Raw genomic sequence first — 25,202 nt, forward strand, 5'->3', positions numbered from 1 at the left:
AAGGCAATCCCCTGTTTTGCGCCCGATCGAGAGGGAGTGTCTGGCGATGAATATGAGGTTTCGCGCGCTGCTGGCCGCCTTTGCATTGGCCGGCGCGGGTTGGCTGGCGGTGGTGCCTGTTTCCGCACAGTCGAAGACCGGCGGCTGCGCGCTGGAACAGATTGGCGGCACCGACCGGCATCGCGTGCGCTGCACGAACGGCCTGTCGATCGTCGTCGAGCCCGGCGCGCGCTACACGCTGCTCGACCGAGACCGCAACGGTGAGACGGACGCGGTGCGCCTGGCCGAAAAGGCGCTTTTGCTGGAGTTTCCCGATGGCGGCGCGCCCGCCGGTTTCGAGGTGATCACGCCCCAGGCGATCGCCGCTGTGCGCGGCACGAAATGGGCGGTCGACGTCGAGGCCGAAAAGACATCGGTCTTCGTCGAGCGTGGCAGCGTCGCGGTCGCGCGCGAGTCGGGCGAGCACAGGGTGACGCTCTCCGCCGGCGACGGTGTCGATGTCGGCCCTGGCTCAGGCCCACTGACGGTCAAGCAGTGGCCTGCACGCCGCGTCACGGCGCTGATGGCCCGATTCGGCCGATAGTCGCGCATGCGCGCACGCCGGCTGTCGGTTCTGATCGCCATCATGTTGGCCGGACTGTGGGGCGCCGGCCTCGGCCTCATGCATCTTCGTGGCGGCGTCTGGTTTCTCGACCGGGTCGAGGCCACCATGGTCGACCTGCGGCTGATGATGCGCGGGCCAAGGCCTGCTCCCGACCTCGTCACCATCGTTGCCATTGACGACGAGACGGCGCGGCAGGCAGGGGGCTATCCGCTGCCACGCGCCGTGCTTGCCCGCGTCGTCGCGGATATCGCTCGGATGCAGCCAAAGGCGATTGCCGCCGACCTGCTGTTCGTCGATCCCGGGCCGGGCGACGGCGACATGCTGCTGGCCGAGGCGCTGAAGTCCGCACCGGCCGTTATCGCCGCCGCGGCGGTGTTTCCCGAGGACCGGCAGCTTGCACCGGGCAGCGGCTCTCTGGAGGGCGTACCGGTGGCGCAACGCCTGCTGGCGCCGCTGGAGGTCTTCTCGCAAGCCGCGGCAATCGGCGTCGTCAACGTCTCCACCGACCAGACCGGAACGCCGCGTTTCGTGCCGATGCTTTTCCGCAGCGGCGATCAGCTCGAGACGTCGCTGCCGCTGCGCGCCGCTTCGATCGCCACACAGACCGAGCCGGTGATCGAGCCGGGGCGGATCGCGGTGGGCGGCAAGAGCATCCGCACCGACATCGGCCAGGCGCTGCCGCTCGCCTTCTACGGCCCTCGCGGCACGGTGCGCACCGTCAGCGCCGCCGACGTGCTGGCGGGACGGTTCGATCCCGGTCTGATCAAGGGTCGCGTGGTGGTCATCGGCGCGACCGTGACCGGCGGCGGCGACGTGTTCCCGACGCCGTTCGATCCGATTCTGCCCGGCGTCGAGGTCATCTCCACCGCGATCCTGCACTTGATGACAGGCGACGGGCTGGTGCGAGACAGCGCGACGCGCCTCGCCGATGCCGGGATTGCCGTGGTTCTGCCGATGGTCATGATTGGGCTGCTGGCCTGGCGACGCAACGCCGCCGGCCTGATCCTCGCTGCGGCCGTGTTGCTGCTGGCGCTCGCCGTCAACGTGTTCGCATTCCGTCAGGGCATATGGCTGAGTGCCGCGCTGCCAATCACAGCCGCCGGGGTGCCGGCGCTGCTGTTCGGCGGCACGCAGCTCTGGCTCGGGCGGCGAAGCGCTCAGCATTTCGCCACGCAGAGCGCGCTGCTGCAGCGCATCCAGGCGCCGGGCCTCGGCCAGTGGCTGGCCCGTGACCCCGATTTCCTGGTCGAACCGGTGCGTCAGGACGCGGCGGTGGTGTTCGTCGACCTGTCCGGCTTTACCGGCCTCAGCGAGACGCTCGGCCCCGGCGCAACGCGCGAGCTGCTCGATGTCTTCTACGACATGGTCGCGGACGAGGCGTCGGCCAGCGGCGGCGCCGTCACCAGCTTCATGGGCGATGGCGCGATGATCCTGTTCGGCCTGCCCCAGCCCGAACCCGTCGATGCCGCGAATGCCGCCCGCTGCTGCGTGTCCTTGTCACGGCGGGTCCGGCATTGGATCGCGACCTTGCCGGGTCCCGTTGCCGCGAGGCTGGGATACAAGATCGGGGCGCATTTCGGGGTGGTGGTGGCCTCACGACTGGGGCGAGGCGAAAACCAGCAGATCACGGTGACCGGCGATACGGTCAACGTCGCCAACAGGCTGATGGAAGTGGCCGCCAGCCGGCAGATGCCGGTGGCGGTCAGCGACGCCCTGATGCAGGCTTCGGGCCGTGAACCTTTTGCTGCCGGCCGGCTCGACGGACCGATGCAGGCCGCGCTGCGCGGCCGGGTGGAAACGCTGCCGGCCTGGGGGTGGCGGGACGCGGAAGCGACCTGACGCAAGTCCGCCGTCAGCCTCCCGGCAGCCCTGTTCGCCACTCACACCAGCCAGTTTCCGTGCACCCAGCCGGTCTTGTCGTGCTGCCCCACAGCATTGAGCGTCGTAACCTCGACCCAGCCGCCATCGCTTCCCATCGGCGCCACCAGCGTGCCGTCGGGAAGGCTGACAATCGCCGCGAAAGTCGTTCCCGGCCCCTTGCGCAGGTTCAGGCCGGTCGCAGAATGGACGCGCATCGTCGTTCCGAAATCCTCCGCGCGGCCAAACACCTTGGCACGGAAGGCATTCAGGTCGAAGGCAGGCCCGGGATCCTGCTTTCGGATCGGCGCGATATCGTCATGGCCGAGCACATTCTCTTCGGGAATGCCATATCTGGAGACGATCGCTGCTGCGGCGGCGACCGTCGCGTCGATCTGGTCCTCGTCGAAAATCTCCCACGCATTGATCCTGGAGGGTTCAAAATTCTTGTGCCGCCTCAGCACCACCCGGGAATCCGGCACGATGGTTCCCGTCCAGCTACGCCACGCGCCATGGGCGCCATGCAGAAGCCCCCAATTGGCGATCTCGATGCCGACCGAATGGCTGTTCAGCCCATCGACGCCTTTCCAGCTCGAGCGGCCGGCATGCCAGGCGATCCTGTCGAAACTCATCATCTGGGTGATCGCGCCATTGTGGTCGACCACCAGATGCGCGGAAGCTTTCGCCGCCGGGTTGTTGAACCAGCTCACGGTGCCCGAACCCGACGCTCCTGCCGTATAGTGGATGATCAGAAATCTCGGCACGCCGCCATACAGGCCGCCACCGCCGTTCGGCGTTTCGTCGTAGGCCATCTGCCGATTGTCGTTGCCTACCAGCCTGTGAGTTGCGTTGACCTTCATATTCGTCTCCTGATTGAACAGGAGAAGCATATGTTTGGCTCGGGCGAGGGGGACAAAGGCTACTCTAAAAGCCAGAAAACAGGTCGGAACACCTACGGGCCAAGCGCCCCAAGATCTTGAAACGATTGTCTATTTCGGTAAGGGAAATTTCCGAACCAAGGCAATCTTTCCCCCGAAAACAAAAATCTCTCCCCGCTGTCTAACCCACGCCCATGCGGTTCCAGGCATCGAGCCCGGCGATCTTGTAGGCCTCGGCCAGCGTCGGATAGTTGAAGGTGTTGTTGACGAAGAAATCCACCGTGCCGCCGAGATTGATCACCGCCTGGCCGATGTGGATAAGCTCGGTGGCGCCTTCGCCCACGATATGCGCGCCAAGCAGTCGGCGCGTATCCAATGAAAAGATCAGTTTCAGAAAACCGGAATCGACACCCATGATGTGGCCGCGCGAGGTCTCGCGGAAGCGTGCCACGCCGCATTCATAGGGCTCGCCGCTCTTGCGCACCTCCTCCTCCGACTGCCCGACGGTGGAGATCTCCGGCACGGCATAGATGCCGTAGGGAAAGGTGGCGGGCGGCGGCGGCAGCGGCACGCCGAAGGCGTGGCAGGCGGCCACCCTGCCCTGCTCCATAGAGGTCGATGCGAGGCTCGGAAAGCCGATGACGTCGCCGGTCGCATAGATGTTCGGGATGGAGGTCTGAAAAGTCTGGGCGTCGACCTCGATGCGGCCGCGCGAATCCGCTTTGATGCCGATGGCATCGAGCCCGAGGCTGCCGACATTGCCGCTGCGGCCCGCCGCATAGAGAAGAATGTCGGTGCGCACCACGCGCCCGTCGGCCAGCAGCGTCTCGACGCCGGTCGGCCCGACCTTCACCTCCTTGACCGCCGCGCCCAGCCGCAAGGTGACGCCGCGGTCGCGCAACTGGTGCATGAAATCGTCGACCAGTTCGCGGTCGACGAAGTCCAGAATGGTCTGGCGCGATTCGATCAGCGTCACCGGCACATCGAGCGCCGAGAAGATCGTGGCATATTCGACGCCGATGACGCCGCCGCCCACCACGGTCAGCGTGCGCGGCAGGGTCTGAAGCTCCAGAATGTCGTCGCTGTCGAACACCCGCTTGCCGTCGAAGGGCACGTTGGACGGACGGAACGGCCTCGTGCCGACCGACACCAGCGCATTGAGGAAACCGACCTCGTTGTGGACGCCGGCGTCAGTGGTCAAGCTGACGCGATTGGCGTCGATGAATTTCGCCATCGCCTTGATTGAGCGCACGGCATTGCGCATGAACTGGTGCTGCAGCACCTCGACCTCGTGGTCCAGCGTCTTGTGCAGCCGGGCGATCAGGTCGGCCATGACGATGTCCTGCTTGACCCGATAACCGCGGCCGTAAAAACCGCGTTCGCGCCAGCCGGACAGGTTGAGCACCGTCTCGCGCAAGGTCTTCGACGGGATGGTGCCGGTGTGCACGGAGACGCCGCCGAGCCGCCTGCCCTTGTCGACCACCAGCACGGAGCGGCCGAGCTTCGCCGCCTGGACGGCGGCGCGCCGCCCGGACGGCCCGCTGCCGATCACGATCATGTCGTAAGTTTCCATCGAGTTTCCCCGCGAGATGGAATGGCGCCAATCCGGTCAAACTAACGCGACCTATCATTGCTGCACTGCAAATAAACGACAATTTCAGGCGCAACTCAAATCGTTTCAACTGGAGGGAAAACGGTGTTTCGGCTTGCCGGTAACCGGTTCGTGGATCGCCGGTAAGCTTGAATCCGCTGCGCCGCGCACCATCTGACTCCGAGGGCCGGCGGATGGCAAAATCCCGGTCCATGACGAGGCGAAGGCGAAATGAACGAACAGGTGCTTCACGGCGAGATTCTCGGGTCGCGGCTGGACGATGTGCGCGCCTATGACGGCGTGCGGACGCGGCGCATCTTTGCGTTCCTGCTCGACTATGTGATTGTGCTTCTGCTACTGATCCCCTTCGGCATCGTCGTTTTCCTGCTCGGCCTGCTCACCTTCGGGCTTGGATGGGGCCTGTTCGGTATCCTCGCCCCGCTGGTCGCCATCATCTATGTCTGGAATACGCTCGGCGGCCGAAGTCAGGCGACGCTCGGCATGCGGGCTTTCGGCATCCGGCTCGACCGCCTCGACGAAAAACCTGTCGACGGACTATTGGCGGTCGTTCACTCGGTGCTGTTCTGGGCCGGCAACGTCATCCTGACGCCGCTGATCCTGCTGGTCACGCTGTTTTCCGACCGCAAGCGCACGCTGCACGACCTGCTGCTCGGCACGGTGGTGACACGATCCGACCGTTGAAGCGATAGTCGACCGCGCGCCGCCCTCGCTCAAACATGCACCGCAGTTGCGGCAAAACCGCAGCGAGGCGTGCGTGACAAAACCATCGCGCGCTCTTGTGATCGTGCGCTATAAACCCCACCATCAATCTCCTGTTGAATTTTTCGCCGACAAGCCCAAGGTAGAGCGATTCATGGACTGTCCCAGACTCTGATGACTCACCACCCGACCCAGTCGCCCCAGTTCTTCCTGACCGCGCCCTCTCCTTGTCCCTATATCGACGGCCAGTTCGAGCGGAAGGTGTTTACCCACCTGGTGGGCGACAAGGCGCCGGAGATGAACGATCTGCTCACCCAGGGAGGCTTCCGCCGCTCGCAGAACATCGCCTACCGGCCGGCCTGCGAATCCTGCCGCTCCTGCGTGTCGGTGCGCATCCTGGCCGGCGAATTCGAGCCAACCCGCAACATGCGCCGCGTGATGGCCCACAATTCCGACCTGATCGGCGCCATGCACGACGCGGAACCCTCGACCGAGCAATACTCGCTGTTCCGCACCTATCTCGATGCCCGCCACCGCCGCGGCGGCATGTCGGAAATGACGGTTCTCGACTACGCCATGATGGTCGAGGACACGCATGTCGACACGAAGATCATCGAATACCGCAAGCGCGGCCCCGACTCCTTCATCACCGGGCGCGGCGAAGGCGAACTGATCGCGGTGGCGCTTTCCGACAAGATGGCCGATGGCCTCTCGATGGTCTATTCCTATTTCAACCCGGTGCATGACGAGCGCTCGCTGGGCACCTTCATGATACTCGACCATATCGCCCGCGCCCGCGCCGAGGGCCTGCCCCATGTCTATCTCGGTTATTGGGTCAACGGCTCGCGCAAGATGAACTATAAGGTGCGCTTCACGCCGCAGGAGCATCTCGGCCCGAGGGGCTGGGAGCGGTTCCCGAAAGTCGGCTGACGACGACCGGCCGTACCGCCCGTCGCGAGCGACGGAGCGAGCTTTCCCTTGACGACGTATCATCCCGACCATCGCAAGGGCTTGCTGCTGACGGCCATAGGTGGCCTGACGCTCAGCTTCGACGTACCGCTGGTCCGCCTTGCCAGTGGAGATCAATGGACCGTGCTACTGCTGCGCAGTTCGGCGACGCTCGCCGTTGCACTGCTGGTCTGGCTCCTGTGGCGCTGGCTGCGCGGCGACGCGCCGAGACTGGTGCCGGGGCGCCACGGCATCGCCGTCGCGCTGCTCTACGGCCTTTCGTCAGTGGCCTTCGTCGCTGGCGTCTTCCACACAAGCACCGCCAATCTCGTGTTCATCCTGGCCTTTGCCCCGATGTTCGCCGCCCTGCTCGGCTGGCTGTTCCGCGGCGAAAGACCGTCGCGAGCCACGCTGGCGGCGATGGCGCTCATGGTCCTTGGCGTGCTGATCATCGTCGGCGACTCGATCGGCACCGGCAATCTGTTCGGCGACCTGATGGCGCTGGCAAGCGCGCTCATGATTGCCTCGGCAATCACGATAACGCGGATCAGCGGCGACGACATGGGGTTTACAGCGCTCGTCGCGGTGGTCGTCCCGCTCGCCCTCGCTGTTGTGATGACCGGCAAGACCGGTTTTCAGGCCGACGCGCCGTGGTGGATCGTTTTCAACGGCGCCGTCATCATGCCGGTCGCTTTCTTCTGCCTCGCCACGGGCCCGAAATATCTGTCCGGACCGGAAGTAGCGATGTTCTACCTTCTGGAAACGGTGCTTGCGCCGATCTGGGTGTGGATGATCTTTTCCGAAACGCCCACCCGCAACAGCCTGATCGGCGGCGCGATCCTGATCGCCGCGCTGCTGGCGCACTCGCTATGGCAGCTTACCAACAGCCGGCGGCGAAGCGCCGCCGAGGAACTGCGTCATCCGGCTTAGAGCCGGGTAGGGTTTTGGCCGCCCGGCTCCCGACATCTGGGTAAGTCTAGAGCAAGCCCACTGCCCTTTGTGGCGAACCGAGTTCCGGCGGACTTGCCGATACCGTCCGTGGCGAGACAGCGGTCCGTCATACCAGCCCGACCACCGGCACCAATGCGCCATGCATCGCCGAAGCGCCATCCGAGCACAGGAAGGCGATGACCGCGGCGAGCTCGACCGGCTTCACCCATTTCGAAAAGTCGGCCTTCGGCATGCCGGCGCGGTTTTCCGGGGTGTCGATGGTCGAGGGCAGCACGCAGTTGACGTTGATGCCACTCCCGCGCAGTTCCGCCGCCATGGATTCGGTGAGCCGCATCACCGTGCTTTTCGATGCCGTGTAGGCGCCCATGCCGGCGGTGCCCTTCAGCGCGGCGGTCGAGCCGATCGTGACGATCTTTCCGGATTTCCGCGCGATCATGCCGGGAACGGCCGCCCGCACCACATTGACCATGGTCGCGACATTGGCCTTCATCATCCGCTCGGCCAGTTCCGGCGGCGCCTCATGCACGGCGCCTCCCATCTCGAAGGCTCCGGCGATGGCGCAGACGGCGTCGATACGGCCGAACACCCGCTCCGCCTCGGCGACCGCGCCGGCTGCGGCCAAAGCATCGCCCAGATCCGCCGCCAGCCCGAGATGCTCCGCCGCCAGCCCGCCATAGGCGCGCTCGAGACTTTCCTTGCGCGAACCGACCAGCGCCAGCCGCGCGCCTTCCTTCAGAAAAGATTCCGCCACGGCCCTGCCGAGATTGCCGGTCGCGCCGGTGATCAGAACGGTCTTGTCAGCCATTGCCCGCCGCCTTGTGTTGACTGCCCTTGAAATAGTCCAGCGTGCCACGGTTGAGCACATCGTCGCCAGGGACAATCTCGTGCGGCTCGATCGTCGACGCGTTCGCCAGCCGCCCATAGAGCGGCCCGAAATCCTCGTAGCAATCCTTCAGCAATTGCTCGAAACTGTCGATGACGAAATAGATTTTCTGGAAGTCGTCGATGATGTAGCTGGTGCGCATCACCCGCTCCAGGTCGAAGCCAATGCGGTGCGGCGACGGGTCGTCCAGCGCAAACACGCTCTCGGCTGTCGACGACATGATGCCGGCGCCGAAGATGCGCAATTCGCCCTTTTCGCGGATCAGGCCGAACTCCACCGTATACCAGTAGAGCCGCGCCAGGTTCGCCAGCCGCCCAAGCTTCAGCGCGCGCTGGCCGCCCTGGCCGTAGGCCTGGATGAAGTCCGAATAGACCGGATTGGCCAGCAGCGGCACATGGCCGAAGATGTCGTGGAAAATGTCGGGTTCCTCCAGATAGTCCATCTCCTTCTCCGAGCGGATGAAGGCGCCGGCCGGGAAGCGCTTGTTGGCGAGGTGGTCGAAGAAAACGTCGTCGGGCACAAGCCCCGCGACCGGCACCACGCGCCAGCCGGTGATCTTTTCCAGCCGGTCGCTCAGGCGGCGCATGTCGGGCACGCCGCCCTCGGACAGTTTCAACGTGTTCACTGCCTGCAGAAAGTCCGCGCAGGCGCGGCCCCGCAGCACCTTCAGCGAACGCGCGAACAGCCGGTCCCAACGGCCGTGCTCGTCGGCCGAATAGGAGTTCCAATCCTGGTCGATGGTGAAATCGGGATTCTTCGGGGCGTTTTCGTAGCGGTTCTTCGCGGGCTCCTCGGCCCGTACGGCAGCATTCGTCGCCATGTCTTCCTCCTCGGTTCGAGGCCTTGCCTCGATATGACGGAGCGGGCCCTCGCCCGATCGGCATAGCCCGCCGGTTCGATGAAAAGATTTTGAACCCGATGCGCTGAAAAATCTTGCCTTTCTTCCGTGGCGACAGGCCAATTGTGGTGATATCCTCCAATTGAGCCGGATTGCCGAAAGGATTTTTCATCTGGTGAAAACGGAAGAAGACGACCGCAAAATCCTGCGCGAATTGCAGCGCGACGCCACGCTCACCCTCAAGCAGCTTTCGGAGCGGCTCGCCATGTCGCAGTCCACCATCTGGCGGCGCGTCCAGGAGATGGAGAAGGCCGGCGTCATCCTCGGCCGCGCCACGCTGGTCGATCCGCTCGCGGTCGGCCTGTCGGTCTGCGTCTTCGTGCATGTCAACATGGTCGCCCACAGCACCGAAATCCGCGGCGCCTTCGAGGCTTTTGCCCGCGACGCAGCCGAGATCGTCGACTGCTATTCGGTCACCGGCGCGCATGACTACACGCTGATCGTGCGCACGCGCTCGGTCGAGGAGTTCGAGAGTTTTCTGATGCGCGAGGTTTTGGGCCATCCGGGCGTGGCAACGGCCTCGTCGAACCTCGCGCTCCGCCAGCACAAACGCAGCGCGGTGCTGCCGATCTGACCCGCTAACCGGCCTGCCGCTTGGCGGGATCCTGGTCGAGGGCCAGCGGGATCGGCGGCGGCTCCAGCGGCACGGCATTTGCCGCCTCGTCGGTGAGTTCCACCTCGCGCAGCCATTCGCGCCAGATGGCGACCAGCAGTGCCATCAGCACCGGACCGATGAACAGGCCCAAAAATCCCATGGTCTTCACGCCGCCGATCAGACCGAAGAAGGTCGGCAGGAACGGCAGCTTTATCGGCCCGCCCACCAGTTTCGGCCGGAGCGTCTTGTCGACGATGAACAGTTCGACCGAGCCCCAGATCAACAGCGCCGCGCCGGCGAACAGAGAGCCGCTTGCAGCCAGGTAGATCGACACCAGCGTGAAGGACAGCGGCGCGCCGCCGGGGATCAGCGCCATGATGCCGGTGATCACGCCCAGCGTCACCGGCGACGGCACGCCGGCGATCCAGTAGGCGATGCCCAGCACCACGCCCTCGCCGATGGCGATCAGCGTCATGCCAGTGACCGTCGAGCTGATCGTCGCCGGCACGACGCGTGAGATGCGGCCCCAGCGCGTCGGCAGGATGCGTTCGCCGACCCGGTCGATCTGCGCGGCGAAATGCTCGCCGTCGCGATAGACGAAAAACAGCGCGATCAGCATGAACAGCAGTGTCAAAAGCAGGCTGAAGGCCCCGCCTCCGGCCGCCAGCACGGCCCGGTAGATGTTGCCGATATTGGCGCCGCTGATCAGTTGGATCAGCTCGCCGATGGCACCGGGGTGGCCGATGTGACGTATCCACTGCTCACCCAGCCATGGCCCCACCATCGGCATGGTGGCGATCCAGTCGGGCGTGGGCGCGCCGGCCCGGTTGGTCTCGAAGGCCCAGCCGATCCATTGCCGGACCTCCTCCACCGCATAGGTTCCCGCCACCGCGATCGGCACCACCAGGAATGCCAGGATGGCCAGAAGCGCGATCGCCGCGGCAACGGTGCGGTTGCCGTCGACGGCGGCGAGCAGCCGGCGGTAGAGCGGCCAGCTGGCGAAGGCAATCACCAGGGCCGCCAGCACCGGCACGACAAAACCATGGAAGAAATAGACGCCGGCGGCGATCACCGCCAGCAAGAGCCAACGCGCCGCCGAAAGCGGCGGCACCACCGCAATGCGCGTCGGCGTCGCCGGGCCCATCAGGCGCGGTTCGGTCGGCATTTTTCGGGATTCGTGCCTGGTCAAATGCACGGTCTCCGCAGAGTCACACAGGCGCGCCCGCCGGCCGGCGGGTGCTGCCGCATTCCCTATAGCGCAGAAATGTTGCGGGACGGCAAATTTGTTTGCGCCCTTTACCTCCCCTTTGCGGGGGTGAGGCGTGGTCCGCGAAGCGGACGAAAAGCCAACGATTTGGCTTTTAGAACGACGAACGCCCGGAGCGAAAGCGGAGGGCAGGCAGTTTCGCCTCCGGCCGGGTCCCCGCTGCTTCGCAGCGTCCCGGTGTTCGCTGGCCTTTCATCGTGCCACTGGCACGATCAATTCGCTTCGCGAACCGGCCGCTCACCCCCGCAAGGGGGAGGGTTCACGTCGGCCCTACTCCGCCGCCACGGGATAACGCTCCTCCGGCTTCGGCACGACATGCAGCGCTGCGCCATGTCCGTGTCCGTCGTGAGCATCCGGCTCGTCGGCCGAATTCGGGCGCACCAGCCAGCGGAACGCCTTCGCCGTCCAGATCGCCGCGTCGTCCATGATCGTGTAGAAGGACGGCACGAACACCAGCGACAGCAGCGTCGACACCAGCAGGCCGCCGATCACCGCGATCGCCATCGGCGCGCGGAACTCGCCGCCGTCGCCCAGTCCCATAGCGGCCGGGATCATGCCCGCCGACATGGCAATGGTCGTCATGACGATCGGCCGGGCCCGCTTGCGGCCGGCGTCGATGATCGCTTCCTTGCGCGGAATGCCGTGCTTGACCTCCTCGACCGCGAAGTCGACCAGCATGATTGCGTTCTTGGTAACGATGCCCATCAGCATGAGGATGCCGATGACGACAGGCATCGAGATCGCCGAATTGGTCAGCCAGAGTGCCGCCACCACGCCGCCGATCGCCAGGGGCAGCGAGCCGAGAATGGTGAAGGAGTGGAACACCGAGCCGAACAGCAGGATCAGCACGACCAGCACCAGCATAAGCCCGGTGGTCATCGCGGTGGCGAAGCCGGAAAACACTTCGCCCATGACTTCCGCGTCGCCGGTCTCCTGGATGCGCACGCCGGCCGGCATATTCTTCACCTCCGGCAGCGCCCAGACGGTGCCAAGGCCTTCGCTGAGTTCTGCGCCCTGCGCCATATCCGCGCCGATCACCACCCGCCGTTCGCGGTTGAAGCGGTTGATCGACGACGGTCCCTGCCCGAAGCGGATGTCGGCCACCGACGACAGCGGCACGGTGGCGCCGCCGGGGGTCGGCACCGGCAACGTGCTCACCACCGAAAGATCGTCCTTCGCCCGCTCGTTCAATTGCACGCGGATGGGGATCTGGCGGTCGCCCACCGTGAACTTCGCCAGATTGGCGTCGATGTCGCCGATGGTGGCAACGCGCAAGGTCTCGGAAAGAGCCGCCGTCGAGATGCCGAGTTCGGCCAGCCGCACGAGATTGGGTACGATGATGACTTCCGGCCGGTCGAGCGCAGCGTTGGAGCTGACGGCGCGGAATTTGCCGGTTGCGGTCATGGCGCTCTGTATTTTTCGCGCCTGCTCATCGAGAACCGCGCCATCCGTGCCCATTACACCGAAGGCCAGCGCCCGCTCGCCGCGGTCGTTGACGAAATAGACGCGCAGGTCGGGGATGACCGCCAGCTTTTGCAGCAGCGTCTCCTCGATTTCGTACTGCGGCACCTTGCGCTCGGACTTGTGCACGAGGTCGGCGACCACGGTTGCGCGGCGTGTTTCCAGCGTGCCGGTCGGGCTGGCGCCGCCGATCACATAGACGTTCTCGACCTCGGGCACCTCCCGCATCAGCCTCGTCACCTCATCGGTGGTCTCGCGCGTGTCCTCGAGCAGGCTGCCCGGCGGCAGTTCGAGCGAAAACACGATGCGGCTGGCGTCCTCGCGCGGGATGAAACCCGAGGGCAGGAAACCTGTCGCGTAGATCGAGCCAGCGAAGAAGGCGATGCCGGCGATCAGCGTCAGCCAGCGGAAGCGCAGCGTGCCCTTGAGCAGCGCCACATAGCCGCGCAGGAACATGCCGGGCTTCGGTTCGGCATGGCCGTGGCCGCGCAGGAAATAGGCCGCCATCATCGGGGTCAGCAGGCGAGCGACCAGCAGCGAGAAGAACACGGCGACTGCCACCGTCAGACCGAACTGCTTGAAATACTGGCCGGCGATGCCGCCCATGAACGACACCGGCGCGAACACCGCCATGATCGTCGCGGAAATCGCGATGACCGCAAGACCGATCTCGTCGGCAGCCTCAAGCGACGCGCGATAGGGCGACTTGCCCATCTTGACATGCCGCACGATGTTCTCGATCTCGACGATTGCGTCGTCGACCAAGATGCCGACCACCAGCGTGATGCCGAGCAGGCTGACGAGGTTGAGCGAAAAGCCCATCATGTCCAGCGCCCAGAAGGTCGGGATGATGGACAGCGGCAGGGCCATGGCCGCGACGATCGTGGCACGGATGTCGCGGAGGAAAATCAGCACGACGATGATGGAAAGGGCAGCGCCCTCCATCAGCATCTCCATCGCAGAATCGTAGTTGCCCTCGGTATAGGTCACCGAATCGTCGACCTTGCTGATGGTCACGCCTGGATGGCTTTCCTGGAGCGTCGCGATCGCCGCCTCGGCACGCCGGTTCACCTCGACGTCGCTCTCGCCCTTGGCTCGGAAGATGCCGAAGGACACGACCGTCTGGTTGTTGACGCGGGCAAAACTCTTCGGCTCCGCCCAGGCGTCGGTCACCGTGGCGATGTCGGAGAGTTTCACCATGCGTCCGGCTGAAAGCGGGATTTCCAGCGCTTCGAGGTCGGCGACGGTCTTGGCGCCGCCAAGCGCGCGGATCGCCTGGTCGCGGTTGGAGAATTTTCCGCTGCCGCCGGTCAGGTCGACATTGGCGGCCTTGAGCGCGCGGTTCACGTCGCCGGCGGTCACCCCCAGCGCATTCAGCCGGTCGGGGTCGAGGTCGACCTTGATCTCGCGCGTCACGCCGCCATAGCGGTCGACGCGGGCGACACCCTTAAGGCCCTGCAGCTTGCGGATCACCGTGTCGTCGACGAACCACGACAGTTCCTCCAGCGTCATCGCCGGGGCGGAAACGGCATAGGTCAGGATCGCCTGGCCTTCCACGTCGATACGCTTGACGACGGGCTCGTCGGCTGTCGCCGGCAAGTCGCTGCGGATACGCTCGACCGCGTCCTTGACGTCGTTGACGGCGGTCTGGGTATCGACCTCCAGCCGGAACTCGATCAAAGTCTCCGAATTGCCCTCGGTGATCGTCGAGGTGACATTCTTGACGCCGGAAATATTGGCGACCGCGTCCTCGACCCGCTTGGTGACCTGCGTTTCCAACTCGCTCGGCGCGACGCCGGGATCGGTCACCGTCACGGCGACCAGCGGCACGTCGATATTGGGAAAGCGCGTGACCGGCAGTTTGCCGAAGCTCATCAGCCCCAGGATGAAGAGCACGATGAACAGCAGGATCGGCGGAACCGGGTTGCGGATCGACCAGGCGGAGAAATTCCAGCTCATTTGGCGATCGCCCCCGTCGTGTCGGCGCGCACCGGCGTGACCATGTCGCCGTCGGCGACGAACGTGCCCGCGCGGGCAACGACCTCGTCGCCTTCCCCGACGCCCGAAACGACCTCGACATTGCCGGAAGCGCGCGCGCCAAGCTGTACGGGCGTGGTGGCGACACGGCCATCCCGCACGACCTGCAGCAGCGGCGCCTCGCCACGGTAAAGCACGGCGGAGATCGGTACGGAGACGCCGTCGTGGCGGAGCAGTTCGATCTCGCCGCGCGCAAAACTGCCGGCGCGCGCCGGCGCGTCCTTGGGCAGCGCGATGCGGATCAGCCCGAGCCGCGACTTCATATCGACTTCCGGCGCGATGCGGCGAATGGTTCCGGCGATCTTATGGTCGATGCCGGGCAACGAGACCTCGGTTTTCATGCCGACGGCTAGGCGTGGAAGCGATGTTTCGGCGACACTGGCCTCAAGCTCGAATTCGGCGTCGATTGCCATGCGGAACAGCGGGCCAGTGGTCGGAGACACCACGCCGCCCATCGTCGCGGCGCGTGCAAGCACCAGCCCGTCGGCCGGCGCGCGCACCTCGGTCTTGTCGATCTGTACCTGGATCCCCTTGATCTGGGCGTCGATGACGGCAAGCTGCGCCGTGGTCGCGGCGAGCGCCTTGACGGCGGAATCGAGTTTGGCGCGCGCGCTGGCCGCCGCATTGTCGGCATTGTCGAGCTGCGCTTGCGTGGCGACCGCCTTCTTCTGCAACGCTCTGGCGCGCTCGAGCGCCTCGTCAGCCTGCTTCACCCCTACCCTGGCGTCGGCGATCTGCGCCTCCATCTGCGCCACGCTCGCCTCGCCCTGGGCGCGGGTCGCCTGCATCTGAGCAAGCTGGGTGTCGAGCATCGAACGGTCGAGAACCGCCAGCACGTCGCCCTTCTTCACATGGTCGCCGATGTCGAAATTGAGCGCGGTGACGATCATGCCGTTGAGATCGGTGCCAGCGGCCGCCTCGTCGCGCGGCACGATCGTGCCGTTGACGGACAGAGTCTCGACAAGCTCCTTGCGCTCGGCCGTGATCACGCGAATGGCCGGGGGCGCCTGGGTGGTTGCGGATGATGTTTCGCCCGCGGCCATGACCTGTGCTGGCACACCGGCCAACATGGTCGCCGAGAGCAGGAACGCCGCGAACGCGGACAACGACTTTTTACAGACCATTTCGTCTCTCACTCACAAGAGAGGAAGTGCGGAGAAAATCCACTCATTTCCAAGATGCATTCGCAGCGGACAGGTCGCTCTCGTGGAAGTAGGTAAATTTTCTCCGTATTTCCGCGGCTCTTCAAACCCTGCCGGAGGCGGTCGGGCGAAGCATGCCCACCACCATCGCGCGGAACAAAATTTCAAGTTTCTCATAAGGGACGCCCATCGCCGGCAGGTCATTCAACGCCATGCCATGAGCGACCGACATCAGCGTCGGCAGAAGCGCGTCGAGCCCGACGGGCGGATCGATCTCGCCACGCTCGATCGCCTTGCCGATGTAAGCGGCGAACATCTGCTGCACCTCAACCATGTTCTTCATACAGGTCGTCTCGACCGCCGGGTTGCGCATCGCCTCCGAACAGATCTCGGCAAAGAGCTTGGCGTTGTCGTCCTCGTGCATGTGGCGGATATGGGCCATCGCGCCTAGCACCAGACCCTCGACCACGTCCGGCTCCTGCAGAACCCTGGCGAACAACACCGCGTCCTCGCGGCGGTCGGCTTCGCAGATGGCCTCCACGATTGCCTCTTTCGACGGGAAATAGCGGTACAGCGCGCCCGGGCTCATGCCGACCTCGGCGCATATCTCCTGCATCGAGGCGCCCTTGAAGCCAGAGCGCACAAAACACACCTTCGCCGCCGCGAGGATGCGCCGTGCCTGCTGCTCGCGGCGCTCCGTCCTGGTCAACGCGACGCCCTCCCCGACTTCGATCGGGGCGTAGATGTTTTCGACGAGATCATCCATGGTTTGAGCCGGAAGAAAGAGTGAACGTTCATTCTCAATTTATGCGAATGATCGTTCGCAGTCAATATGGTGCGCCGCAAAATGATTTTTCGGAGCTGTACGCCCTGAGTGAATAGTCGGTCGGCGGAATTTCTGTACGTATCGCCGATCGTCCTTGTTGCCGGCAGACGCATCTTCGCAGTCGGAGCGCGGGCAATAGACCACGCGGCTGCGCCGGCCATGAGTGCGGCAGGTGACATCAGCGGCAAGGGCCATCCAGCAGTTCGTGACGCGGAAAACCGGGCTCACGGCAAGTTCGTCGAGGGCGCGCGTCAGGTCAATCGCCCCACAAAGTAGCGAAAATCCTGATAACTAGCTGCTTTCAAACGATATTCCGAACTTTCCGGGCTCTTCGCCGGGAATTTCCATCCCCGCTTGATTGCGGTCAGCCGAACTTTCCGGATCGCGGAAAACCCTTTGGAACCATGCGTCCGGCAGCGGCGCGGTTGCCCAGCCACTCGGTCAGGTCAGCTTGCGTCCGGGTAAACGTCCGGCCCGAAGAATCCTGCCAGGTCAGGCCATCATCCATGCTGAAAAGCTTGATGTCGAGCACCCCGCCGTCCTTGTAACGCTGGAGGCGAACGCCCTTTCCGCGTGTCATTTCAACGACTTCCGACAATGCGAAGACAAGCAGCTTGCGGTTCTCGCCGACGATCGCGACATGGTCGCCCGACACAGGAAGACAGCGCACCGCCTCGTCCGGTGCCTTGACGTTCATGACCTGTTTGCCCTTGCGGGTATTGGCGGCAACTTCTTGTTCCGGAACGATAAATCCGTTCCCGTCGCGCGACACCAGCATCAGCTTGCGCTTCGGATCGTGAACGAAGGCGGTGACGATGTCCTGGTCGTTCTCCATGTCGACGATGATGCGGATCGGCTCGCCGTGCCCCCGCCCGCCGGGCAGCCGGTCGGCGCCGATCGTGTAGAATTTTCCGCCAGTCGTGAACACCAGGATCTTATCGGTGGTCTGTGCCGGGAAGGCCAGTTTCAGGCTGTCGCCTTCCTTGAAAGTCAGCAGTGAGAGGTCAGTCAGGTGGCCCTTCAGCGCCCGCAGCCAACCCTTCGCCGATACCACGACGGTGATTGGCTCCTTCTCGATCATCGCCTGATGAATGTCGGCTACATCGTGGTCCGGAGCCTCGGCGAAGGTCGTCCTGCGCTTGCCAAGTTCGGGATTATCCTCCGGGCCGAAGTCGCGGCGGGCCTTCTGGATCTGCCAGGACACCGTCTGCCACTGTTTCGCGTCGGAAGCGAGCAGCGCCTCGATCGATGCCTTCTCGGCGCTGAGCCCATCGAATTCCTTGCGGATCTCGATCTCTTCGAGTTTGCGCAGGGCGCGCAGCCGCATGTTGAGGATGGCTTCGGCCTGATTGTCGGTGAGTGACCAGCGGGCCATCATCACCTGCTTCGGCTCGTCCTCCTCGCGGATAATCCGGATCACCTCGTCTATGTTCAGATAGGCGATGAGGTAACCGGCAAGGATTTCCAGCCGCCTCTCGATCTCCGCCAGCCGATGTTTTGACCGGCGGATCAAGACCTCCTTGCGGTGCTCCAGCCATTCCCGCAGTACCGTCTTCAGCGACAGAACGTTCGGCACCTTTCCGCGCGACAAGACGTTCATGTTCAAGGGGAAACGGATTTCCAGGTCGGAGAGCTTGAACAGCGATTCCATCAGCAGGCTGGGATCGACCGTGCGGCTTTTCGGGATGAGCACGAGGCGGATGTCCTCGGCGCTCTCGTCGCGCACGTCCTCCAGCAGCGGCAGTTTGCGGGCGACCAGCAACTCGGCGATTTTCTCGACCAGCTTCGCCTTCTGCACCTGATACGGGATCTCGGTGACGACGATCTGCCAGGTGCCCCTGCCCTGGTCCTCGGTGATATAGCGCGCGCGCAGCCTGAATCCCCCGCGGCCGGTCTCGTAGGCTTCCTGGATCGAGGCGCGGCTGTCGACGATGATGCCGCCGGTCGGAAAGTCCGGACCCTGCACGAACTGCATCAGGTCGGCGACGGAAGCGTCCGGCTTTTCAATGAGATGCAGCGCGGCATCGCAGAGTTCCGCGGCGTTGTGCGGCGGGATCGAGGTCGCCATGCCGACGGCGATGCCCGACGATCCGTTGGCGAGCAGGTTCGGGAACGCGCCCGGCAGGACGACCGGCTCCTCGTCCTCCTCATTGTAGGTCGGGCGGAAATCGACCGCGTCCTCGGTGATGCCTTCCAGCAGCGCGGTGGCCACCTCGGTCATGCGCGCCTCGGTGTAGCGCATGGCCGCCGGGTTATCGCCGTCGATGTTGCCGAAATTGCCCTGCCCATCGACCAGCGGGTAGCGGACCGAGAATTCCTGGGCCAGCCGCACCAGCGCATCGTAGATCGACTGGTCGCCATGCGGGTGGAATTTGCCCATCACCTCGCCGACGATGCGGGCGCATTTGGCAAAACCCTGGTCGGGATTGAGGCGCAGGAGCCGCATCGCATGCATGATGCGGCGATGCACAGGCTTCAGCCCGTCGCGCACGTCAGGCAAGGCACGGTGCATGATGGTCGATAGCGCATAGGCAAGGTAGCGCTCCTCGAGCGCCTTCTTGAGGTCGACCGGTTCTATCGAATCGCCGCCTGAACCTTGCGGCGGAAGCTCCTTACCCATGGCGCCGGGTTAGCGAAACGGGTGATTCGCGGCAAGTGCCACAAGGCTTTTCACCATGCTTGCGCAGGCTTCTTGCATTTTTCCGGCAATTTCGCTGAATGTGTCCGACGCGCCTTTTTCCGGACCAGTTCCTCACCAACAGGAAAGGCGCAGGGATTCACGACAACCCCAGGAAATCTCAGGGAACGACAATGGCCGTCCACCGACATGTTTTCAGCAAGTTGACCCTTTCAACCTTTATTTTCGCGGCGGCGATTGCCAGCGCGAACGCGCAGGATGCAAGCGCCGTCGCCGACCGCGTCAAGCAACTCATGGCCAACCAGGGCACGGAGATAAGCTGGTCCGCCATCAATGGCAGCGGCTCTTCCTTTAAGCTTGAGGGCGTCAAGCTCAGCTTCGCCGGCCATGCGGCACCGCTCGAACTCGGAAATGTCAGCTTCGAGGGGGTCAGCGACGACAATGGCGGCTATCGCATCGAGAGCATCAGCACCGAGGCCTACACCACCACGGAAGATGGCGCGACGATCGAGATCAGTCCGTTCAAGACGACCGGGCTCAAGGTGCCGGCCGCGGGCTCGACCGATCCGATGGCCCAGATGCTGTTTGCCGAGGGCGCGGAACTTGCCAGCCTCAGCGTCAAGTTGGGCGACAAGACCCCGTTCTCGCTCGAAGGCTTCTCGGTCGAGGTGACGCCGCCCGCCGACGGCAAGCCCATCGAATTCTCGGGCGCGGCCGAGAAATTCACCGCCGACCTGTCGCTGGTCACGGACCCGCAGGCGAAGGCCGCGATCGAGGCGATGGGATATCAGACGATCAATGGTTCTCTGGACATGGCCGGCTCGTGGCAGCTCTCAGACGGGCGCATGGGGCTCAGCCAGTTCGACGTCACGGTCGACAACGCCGGAACGTTCGGCATGACCTACGATATCGGCGGCTATACGCCGGACTTCATCAAGGCCATGCAGGACGTCCAGAAGCAGATGGCCGCGCAGCCGGAGGGCGCCGACAATTCGGCGCAGGGCCTGGCCATGCTCGGCCTGATGCAGCAACTGACCTTCCAGGCGGCCAGCCTGCGCTGGGACGACGATTCGCTGACCGGCAAGGTGATCGACTACGTCGCCAAGCTGCAGAACATGAAGCCCGAGGACATCAAGAACCAGGCCAAGGCGATCGTGCCGTTCCTGACGGCGCAACTGAACAATCCCGACCTGTCCGCCGCGCTCACCGCCGCGGTGACAAAATATCTCGACGACCCGCAGAGCCTGGAAATTTCGGCTGAGCCGGCCTCGCCGGTGCCGTTCTCGCAAATCGCGGCATCCAGCATGGCGGATCCGATGGCCCTCACCAAGTCGCTCGGCGTCACGGTGACCGCGAACGAAGAGGAATAAGACTCGCGTCTTCCGTCCTCGAAAGCCCGGCCGCGCGCCGGGCTTTTGCACTGTTGCAACACCCTTCAATAATTCTCCAAGCCGATATTCCTCCGCAATCCGGTCCAATTGCAGCCGCGTTCACGCGCAAGATCTTAGCTGGTTGAGAGGGATTGCGAATGATCAAGACCGCGCTGGTTGCAATGACCGTCATAGGCTGCGATTGCGACGCAAAGCTCTGCGAATACATCGCCGAGACGCCTGCCCAGTGGACGACGGTCGCCGAATGCGAAGCCGCGATGCAGTCGCAGATCGTCGGCCGCAACAGTTTCAATTACCCGCTGATCTCGGGCATTTGCCGCACCGTTCAGGATCCGGTGGAAGGTGCCATTGCCGTCTCGGCCGGGCGCGAGCGCGATTTGCCGGCGACGTTTGATACCAGCCCTCCCGGTGCCACTGGCCTTTACGGAAACGTCCTGGCCGGAGGCGAACTGGTGTTCCGCGGGGGCGCCGACGGATATGCGCTGGTCAAGTCGGGGTTCGGCCAAGCGGCCGGCGGCACGATCGGTCTGTTCAGGCGCTCGGCCTCGTATCTGCTTCCGGCGGGCTGGGTCGAGCAGGCCGCGAAGTAGCCGCCGCGCTGGACAGCACGGTGCGCAGGATCATGCCTTCGCCGCGAAGCAACGCCTCATCGGACAATATGCATCCCGCGCCGACCATCGGAACGTGGACAAATCCGCTGATACCAGGCGAAAAGCTCTCGCAGACGCCGGCCAGAGACAACGTCATCACGACATTGCAGAGATAGCCTCCCGCGTCGTCGGACCAGGAGACGGGCAGGTTTTCAGCCTTCAGCGCATCGTGAATGGCATGAAGCGGGAGGCGCGATTCCAGCAGCGCGGGCGCCGCGCAGATCGGCCCATCCGGCGGCGCGAAACCGGAATTGTCCGGCTTTGCATTCTGGAATCCGTTGCGGGCCAGACTTTCGAGCCGGAACCCGCCGCAGCCATGGGCGAGGCCGAAATGCAAGGCGATGTCCGGTGCGAAGGTTTTGCCGATCATCGACAGGCGCGGCCCGATCGATCGGTAATCGACCGGCAGCAATTCGGCGCGGAAGGCGGCCATGCCGTCGAGCGGCGGCGGCTCGTTGCGCAGCCGTTCGACGAGCCATTGCGTCGGATTGACCGGCGCCCCGGGAAACGGCTCGAACCCGGTCACAAGGACGCGCGGCAGGTTTTCCGAGCCCGCCGCGCCGCTCATCGGTCAGGCCGGCTTCTTGTCCGCCACGACCCGCAACGCCAGTTCGCGTAACTGCGTGGGGGTCGCCGGCGACGGCGCGGCCATCAGCAGGTCGTAGGCCTGCTGATTCATCGGGAACATGGTGACTTCGCGCAGATTGGTCGCGCCGACGAGCAGCATGACGATGCGATCGACGCCGGCCGCCATGCCGCCATGCGGCGGCGCGCCATACTGGAAGGCGCGATAAAGCCCGCCGAAACGCTCCTCGACGGTCGCACGGTCCAGCCCGACCATCTCGAAGGCCTTGACCATGGTTTCCGGCAGATGGTTGCGGATGCCGCCGGATGCGATCTCGAACCCGTTGCAGACCATGTCGTACTGGAACGCCTTGATTCCCAACGGTTCCGCCCCCGTCAACGCCTCGATGCCGCCCTGCGGCATGGAGAACGGATTGTGGGCGAAGTCGATCTTCTTCTCGTCCTCGTTCCATTCGAAGAACGGGAAATCGACGATCCAGCATAAGGCAAATCGCTCGCGGTCGACGAGGTTCAGTTCCTCGCCCGCCCGCGTCCGCGCCGCGCCGGCGAATTTATAGAATTTCTCCGGGTTGCCGGCGACGAAGAAGGCCGCATCGCCCTCGGCTAGGCCAAGCTGCTGGCGGATGGCCTCGGTGCGCTCCTCGCCGATGTTCTTGGCAATCGGGCCGGCGCCTTCCAGCTTCTCACCCTCCTTGCGCCAGAAGATGTAGCCGAGGCCGGGCTGGCCCTCGCCCTGCGCCCATGAATTCATGCGGTCGCAAAAAGCCCTGGAGCCGCCGGTCTTGGCCGGCACGGCCCAGACCTCAGCCTTCGCATCGTTGGCCAGGATCCCGGCGAACACCTTGAAGCCGGAACCGCGGAAATGCTCGGACACCGCCTGCATCTCGATCGGGTTGCGCAGGTCGGGTTTGTCGGAACCGTATTTGCGGATCGCGACGTCGTAAGGGATGCGCGGAAATTTTTCCGTCACCGGCTTTCCGTCGGCAAAGGCCTCGAACACACCGCGCAACACCGGCTCCATGGTGCCCAGCACATCATCCTGCTCGACAAAACTCATTTCCAGGTCGAGCTGGTAGAACTCACCGGGCAGGCGGTCGGCGCGCGGGTCCTCGTCGCGAAAACACGGTGCGATCTGGAAATAGCGGTCGAAACCCGACACCATGATGAGCTGCTTGTACTGCTGCGGCGCCTGCGGCAGCGCGTAGAATGTGCCGGGATGGATGCGACTCGGCACCAGAAAATCGCGCGCGCCTTCCGGCGACGACGCAGTCAGAATCGGCGTCGAGAATTCCGTAAAACCCGCCTCGCCCATCCGCTTGCGCATCTCGGCGATGATTTTTGTCCGCGCCACGATGTTTTTGTGCAGCGTATCGCGGCGCAGGTCGAGGAACCTGTATTTGAGGCGGATGTCCTCCGGATATTCGGGCTCGCCGAACACCGGCAGCGGCAATTCTTTCGCCGCCGACAGCACTTCGATCTCGTTGGCATAGAGCTCGATCTCGCCGGTCGGCATATTCTTGTTGACGGTTTCGGGCGCCCTCGCCTTGACCTCGCCGTCGACGCGGACGACCCACTCGCCGCGCACGGTCTCCGCCGTCTTGAACGCCGGCGAATCCGGATCGGCGACGATCTGGGTGATGCCGTAATGGTCGCGCAGGTCGATGAAGAGCAGGCCGCCATGGTCGCGGACGCGATGCACCCAGCCCGACAGGCGAACCGCCTGTCCGACTTCCGATTTCCTCAATTGTGCGCAGGTATGGCTGCGATAGCGATGCATGGTCTGCTTTTCCGGCGATGATTTGCTGACCGGACCGACGCATGCGGCCCGAAATTCGCGCGGAAAAGCGCATGGGAGGTGCGGTTTGTCAAGGTTAAGCGGGATGTGGACCAAACCGTGTCGGTTTTGTCGCTGGATATGGCACGCCGCCATGGTTCATAGAGGGCAAGACGCTTGAATTGAACCAATGTCCGCCATCCGCCCCCTTATCCCACTCCTAATCGCCGCCGGCATCCTTCTCGGCGGAAACGGCCTGCAGGGCACGCTGATCGCGCTGCGCGGTGCGCAGGAAGGCTTCTCGCCGGCCGTCATCGGTTTCATGGGCACCGCCTATTTCGGCGGATTCCTGCTCGGCTGCCTGGCAGTGGGTCGCATCATGAAGGCGGTCGGGCATGTCAGATCGTTCTCGGCGCTGGCGGCAATCGCATCGTCGGGAACACTCATGCTGGTGCTGGTGATCGATCCGGTGATGTGGTCGGTGATCCGTTTCGCCACCGGCTTCTGCTTCGCCGGCCTGTTCACCATCATGGAGAGCTGGCTGAATTCCGGCGCACCCAATGAGCACCGGGCCCGCGTGCTCGCCTTCTACCGCATGGTCGATATCGGCTCGGTCACCAGCGCGCAGTTCCTGATCCCGGTGTTCGGATCCGAGGGTTTTACCATCTTCGCCATCATGTCGATCATGATCACCCTGTCGCTGGTGCCGGTGTCGCTCGGCGACCGGTCGAATCCAACCGCGCCCGACGACGTCAAGCTCGACCTGCGCCGCGTCTTCCGCATCTCGCCGCTGGGGTGCATCGGCTGCGTCGCCGTGGGCCTCACCAACAGCGCCTTCCGCACGCTGTCGCCGGTCTATGCGGAAGAAATCGGCATGTCAGTCACCGACGTCGTCGCCTTCGTCAGCGTCGGCATCATCGGCGGCGCGCTGATCCAGTATCCTCTCGGTTATCTTTCCGACCGCTGGGACCGGCGCAAGGTGTTGCTTTTCTCGACGATCGGCGCGCTGCTGACGGCGCTGACCCTGGCGTTCCTCGCCGGCAGCAACTCGCTGGCGAACTTTGTGCTGGTCTTCATCTTCGGCTCCTTCGCGATGCCGCTGTTCTCGCTTTCCGCGGCACACGCCAACGACCGCGCGGGTCCCGGCGAGTTCGTGGTGGTCAACGCCGCGCTGATGCTGTTCTATTCGTTCGGCGCAATCGTCGGGCCGTTCACCGCTTCGTTCTTCATGGAGAGTTTCGGGCCCGGCGCGCTGTTCGGCTCGATCGCGTCGGTCTATGTCATCTTCATCGCCATCATCCTCTACCGGATGCGCGCGCGGTCGAGTGTGCCGGCAGACCATCGCGGACGGTTCATCGCACTGCTGAGAACCTCGACGATCTTCGCCAAACTGGCGCGGCAGGCCGGAGAATCCAAGTCAAATGGAAAACCGGACGACGGAACCGGCGGCGCCAGCTTGACGAAATCGCCCCCGGCTGAAAAGAAACAGCGATAATTCGGATCACC

20 protein-coding genes are annotated in these 25,202 nt (G+C 64.2%); 9 read left to right on the forward strand and 11 right to left on the reverse strand.

Features of this window, described 5'->3' with window-relative positions; all coding sequences use genetic code 11:
* Positions 1-46: 46 nt before the first annotated feature.
* Positions 47-583, forward strand: coding sequence for a FecR domain-containing protein (locus ABMA59_RS28675; RefSeq protein WP_349008800.1), 537 nt, complete (start codon positions 47-49; stop codon positions 581-583).
* A gap of 6 nt (positions 584-589) precedes the next feature.
* The gene (locus ABMA59_RS28680) at positions 590-2,443 is read left to right on the forward strand and encodes a CHASE2 domain-containing protein (protein ID WP_349008801.1); all 1,854 of its coding nucleotides are present in this window, start codon (positions 590-592) and stop codon (positions 2,441-2,443) included.
* A gap of 41 nt (positions 2,444-2,484) precedes the next feature.
* Here the strand turns inward: ABMA59_RS28680 and ABMA59_RS28685 are convergent, their stop codons facing one another.
* Positions 2,485-3,321 carry an N-acetylmuramoyl-L-alanine amidase gene (locus ABMA59_RS28685; protein WP_349008802.1) on the reverse strand — a complete coding sequence of 279 codons (837 nt, stop codon included), beginning with the start codon at positions 3,319-3,321 and terminating at the stop codon, positions 2,485-2,487.
* 199 nt (positions 3,322-3,520) lie between these two features.
* Positions 3,521-4,912, reverse strand: coding sequence for a Si-specific NAD(P)(+) transhydrogenase (sthA, locus tag ABMA59_RS28690; protein WP_349008803.1), 1,392 nt, complete (start codon positions 4,910-4,912; stop codon positions 3,521-3,523).
* Between the two features lie 249 nt (positions 4,913-5,161).
* Here sthA and ABMA59_RS28695 point away from each other — a divergent pair, with 249 nt between their 5' ends.
* From ABMA59_RS28695 to ABMA59_RS28705, 3 genes are all read left to right on the forward strand, one after another.
* Positions 5,162-5,632 (forward strand): RDD family protein, encoded by a 471-nt coding sequence (locus ABMA59_RS28695; protein ID WP_349008804.1) that lies wholly within the window; start codon positions 5,162-5,164, stop codon positions 5,630-5,632.
* Between the two features lie 192 nt (positions 5,633-5,824).
* Positions 5,825-6,580, forward strand: a complete 756-nt coding sequence (locus tag ABMA59_RS28700) for an arginyltransferase (RefSeq protein ID WP_349008805.1) — start codon at positions 5,825-5,827, stop codon at positions 6,578-6,580.
* A 48-nt stretch (positions 6,581-6,628) separates the two neighbouring features.
* The gene (locus ABMA59_RS28705) at positions 6,629-7,528 is read left to right on the forward strand and encodes a DMT family transporter (RefSeq protein WP_349008806.1); all 900 of its coding nucleotides are present in this window, start codon (positions 6,629-6,631) and stop codon (positions 7,526-7,528) included.
* 127 nt (positions 7,529-7,655) lie between these two features.
* Here ABMA59_RS28705 and ABMA59_RS28710 read toward each other — a convergent pair whose 3' ends face one another.
* Both ABMA59_RS28710 and phhA read right to left on the reverse strand, forming a co-directional pair.
* Positions 7,656-8,354 (reverse strand): SDR family NAD(P)-dependent oxidoreductase, encoded by a 699-nt coding sequence (locus ABMA59_RS28710; RefSeq protein WP_349008807.1) that lies wholly within the window; start codon positions 8,352-8,354, stop codon positions 7,656-7,658.
* Positions 8,347-9,252 carry a phenylalanine 4-monooxygenase gene (gene phhA / locus ABMA59_RS28715; RefSeq protein ID WP_349008808.1) on the reverse strand — a complete coding sequence of 302 codons (906 nt, stop codon included), beginning with the start codon at positions 9,250-9,252 and terminating at the stop codon, positions 8,347-8,349. The genes ABMA59_RS28710 and phhA overlap by 8 nt, the downstream gene beginning before the upstream one ends.
* Positions 9,253-9,445: 193 nt before the next feature.
* On the opposite strand from phhA, the gene ABMA59_RS28720 reads away from it, so the two are divergent.
* Positions 9,446-9,904 carry an Lrp/AsnC family transcriptional regulator gene (locus tag ABMA59_RS28720; RefSeq protein ID WP_349008809.1) on the forward strand — a complete coding sequence of 153 codons (459 nt, stop codon included), beginning with the start codon at positions 9,446-9,448 and terminating at the stop codon, positions 9,902-9,904.
* Positions 9,905-9,908: 4 nt separating this feature from the next.
* Here the strand turns inward: ABMA59_RS28720 and ABMA59_RS28725 are convergent, their stop codons facing one another.
* From ABMA59_RS28725 to parC, 5 genes are all read right to left on the reverse strand, one after another.
* Entirely contained in the window at positions 9,909-11,114 is a 1,206-nt protein-coding gene (locus tag ABMA59_RS28725) for an AI-2E family transporter (RefSeq protein WP_349008810.1), read from the reverse strand.
* Between the two features lie 348 nt (positions 11,115-11,462).
* Positions 11,463-14,612, reverse strand: a complete 3,150-nt coding sequence (locus ABMA59_RS28730; RefSeq protein ID WP_349008811.1) for an efflux RND transporter permease subunit — start codon at positions 14,610-14,612, stop codon at positions 11,463-11,465.
* On the reverse strand, positions 14,609-15,814 hold the full coding sequence (locus tag ABMA59_RS28735) for an efflux RND transporter periplasmic adaptor subunit (RefSeq protein ID WP_349008812.1): 1,206 nt from the start codon (positions 15,812-15,814) through the stop codon (positions 14,609-14,611). The genes ABMA59_RS28730 and ABMA59_RS28735 overlap by 4 nt, the downstream gene beginning before the upstream one ends.
* Positions 15,815-15,935: 121 nt before the next feature.
* The gene (locus ABMA59_RS28740) at positions 15,936-16,598 is read right to left on the reverse strand and encodes a TetR/AcrR family transcriptional regulator (protein ID WP_349008813.1); all 663 of its coding nucleotides are present in this window, start codon (positions 16,596-16,598) and stop codon (positions 15,936-15,938) included.
* Positions 16,599-17,022: 424 nt separating this feature from the next.
* On the reverse strand, positions 17,023-19,278 hold the full coding sequence (gene parC / locus ABMA59_RS28745) for a DNA topoisomerase IV subunit A (RefSeq protein WP_349008814.1): 2,256 nt from the start codon (positions 19,276-19,278) through the stop codon (positions 17,023-17,025).
* A 191-nt stretch (positions 19,279-19,469) separates the two neighbouring features.
* Between parC and ABMA59_RS28750 the strand changes: the two genes are divergently transcribed.
* Together ABMA59_RS28750 and ABMA59_RS28755 are read left to right on the forward strand one after the other, a co-directional pair.
* Positions 19,470-20,666, forward strand: coding sequence for a hypothetical protein (locus ABMA59_RS28750; RefSeq protein ID WP_349008815.1), 1,197 nt, complete (start codon positions 19,470-19,472; stop codon positions 20,664-20,666).
* A gap of 158 nt (positions 20,667-20,824) precedes the next feature.
* Complete coding sequence (locus ABMA59_RS28755; protein ID WP_349008816.1) at positions 20,825-21,277, forward strand: hypothetical protein; 453 nt, start codon at positions 20,825-20,827, stop codon at positions 21,275-21,277.
* Here ABMA59_RS28755 and ABMA59_RS28760 read toward each other — a convergent pair.
* Positions 21,219-21,905 (reverse strand): pyroglutamyl-peptidase I, encoded by a 687-nt coding sequence (locus ABMA59_RS28760; RefSeq protein ID WP_349008817.1) that lies wholly within the window; start codon positions 21,903-21,905, stop codon positions 21,219-21,221. The two genes, ABMA59_RS28755 and ABMA59_RS28760, sit on opposite strands and share 59 nt — an antisense overlap.
* A 3-nt stretch (positions 21,906-21,908) precedes the next feature.
* Positions 21,909-23,699 (reverse strand): aspartate--tRNA ligase, encoded by a 1,791-nt coding sequence (aspS, locus tag ABMA59_RS28765; protein ID WP_349008818.1) that lies wholly within the window; start codon positions 23,697-23,699, stop codon positions 21,909-21,911.
* 187 nt (positions 23,700-23,886) lie between these two features.
* On the opposite strand from aspS, the gene ABMA59_RS28770 reads away from it, so the two are divergent.
* Positions 23,887-25,191 (forward strand): MFS transporter, encoded by a 1,305-nt coding sequence (locus ABMA59_RS28770; protein ID WP_349008819.1) that lies wholly within the window; start codon positions 23,887-23,889, stop codon positions 25,189-25,191.
* Positions 25,192-25,202 lie beyond the last annotated feature (11 nt).

Source organism: Mesorhizobium yinganensis (assembly GCF_040081985.1).
Taxonomy (GTDB): Bacteria; Pseudomonadota; Alphaproteobacteria; order Rhizobiales; family Rhizobiaceae; genus Kumtagia; species Kumtagia yinganensis.

Bases quoted from the DNA above. Each gene is read 5' to 3' on its own strand.
- ABMA59_RS28675 (WP_349008800.1), top strand. From the start codon at position 47: ATGAATATGAGGTTTCGCGCGCTGCTGGCCGCCTTTGCATTGGCCGGC.
- ABMA59_RS28680 (WP_349008801.1), top strand. From the start codon at position 590: ATGCGCGCACGCCGGCTGTCGGTTCTGATCGCCATCATGTTGGCCGGA.
- ABMA59_RS28685 (WP_349008802.1), bottom strand. From the start codon at position 3,321: ATGAAGGTCAACGCAACTCACAGGCTGGTAGGCAACGACAATCGGCAG.
- sthA (WP_349008803.1), bottom strand. From the start codon at position 4,912: ATGGAAACTTACGACATGATCGTGATCGGCAGCGGGCCGTCCGGGCGG.
- ABMA59_RS28695 (WP_349008804.1), top strand. From the start codon at position 5,162: ATGAACGAACAGGTGCTTCACGGCGAGATTCTCGGGTCGCGGCTGGAC.
- ABMA59_RS28700 (WP_349008805.1), top strand. From the start codon at position 5,825: ATGACTCACCACCCGACCCAGTCGCCCCAGTTCTTCCTGACCGCGCCC.
- ABMA59_RS28710 (WP_349008807.1), bottom strand. From the start codon at position 8,354: ATGGCTGACAAGACCGTTCTGATCACCGGCGCGACCGGCAATCTCGGC.
- phhA (WP_349008808.1), bottom strand. From the start codon at position 9,252: ATGGCGACGAATGCTGCCGTACGGGCCGAGGAGCCCGCGAAGAACCGC.
- ABMA59_RS28730 (WP_349008811.1), bottom strand. From the start codon at position 14,612: ATGAGCTGGAATTTCTCCGCCTGGTCGATCCGCAACCCGGTTCCGCCG.
- ABMA59_RS28735 (WP_349008812.1), bottom strand. From the start codon at position 15,814: ATGGTCTGTAAAAAGTCGTTGTCCGCGTTCGCGGCGTTCCTGCTCTCG.
- ABMA59_RS28740 (WP_349008813.1), bottom strand. From the start codon at position 16,598: ATGGATGATCTCGTCGAAAACATCTACGCCCCGATCGAAGTCGGGGAG.
- parC (WP_349008814.1), bottom strand. From the start codon at position 19,278: ATGGGTAAGGAGCTTCCGCCGCAAGGTTCAGGCGGCGATTCGATAGAA.
- ABMA59_RS28750 (WP_349008815.1), top strand. From the start codon at position 19,470: ATGGCCGTCCACCGACATGTTTTCAGCAAGTTGACCCTTTCAACCTTT.
- ABMA59_RS28755 (WP_349008816.1), top strand. From the start codon at position 20,825: ATGATCAAGACCGCGCTGGTTGCAATGACCGTCATAGGCTGCGATTGC.
- ABMA59_RS28760 (WP_349008817.1), bottom strand. From the start codon at position 21,905: ATGAGCGGCGCGGCGGGCTCGGAAAACCTGCCGCGCGTCCTTGTGACC.
- aspS (WP_349008818.1), bottom strand. From the start codon at position 23,699: ATGCATCGCTATCGCAGCCATACCTGCGCACAATTGAGGAAATCGGAA.
- ABMA59_RS28770 (WP_349008819.1), top strand. From the start codon at position 23,887: ATGTCCGCCATCCGCCCCCTTATCCCACTCCTAATCGCCGCCGGCATC.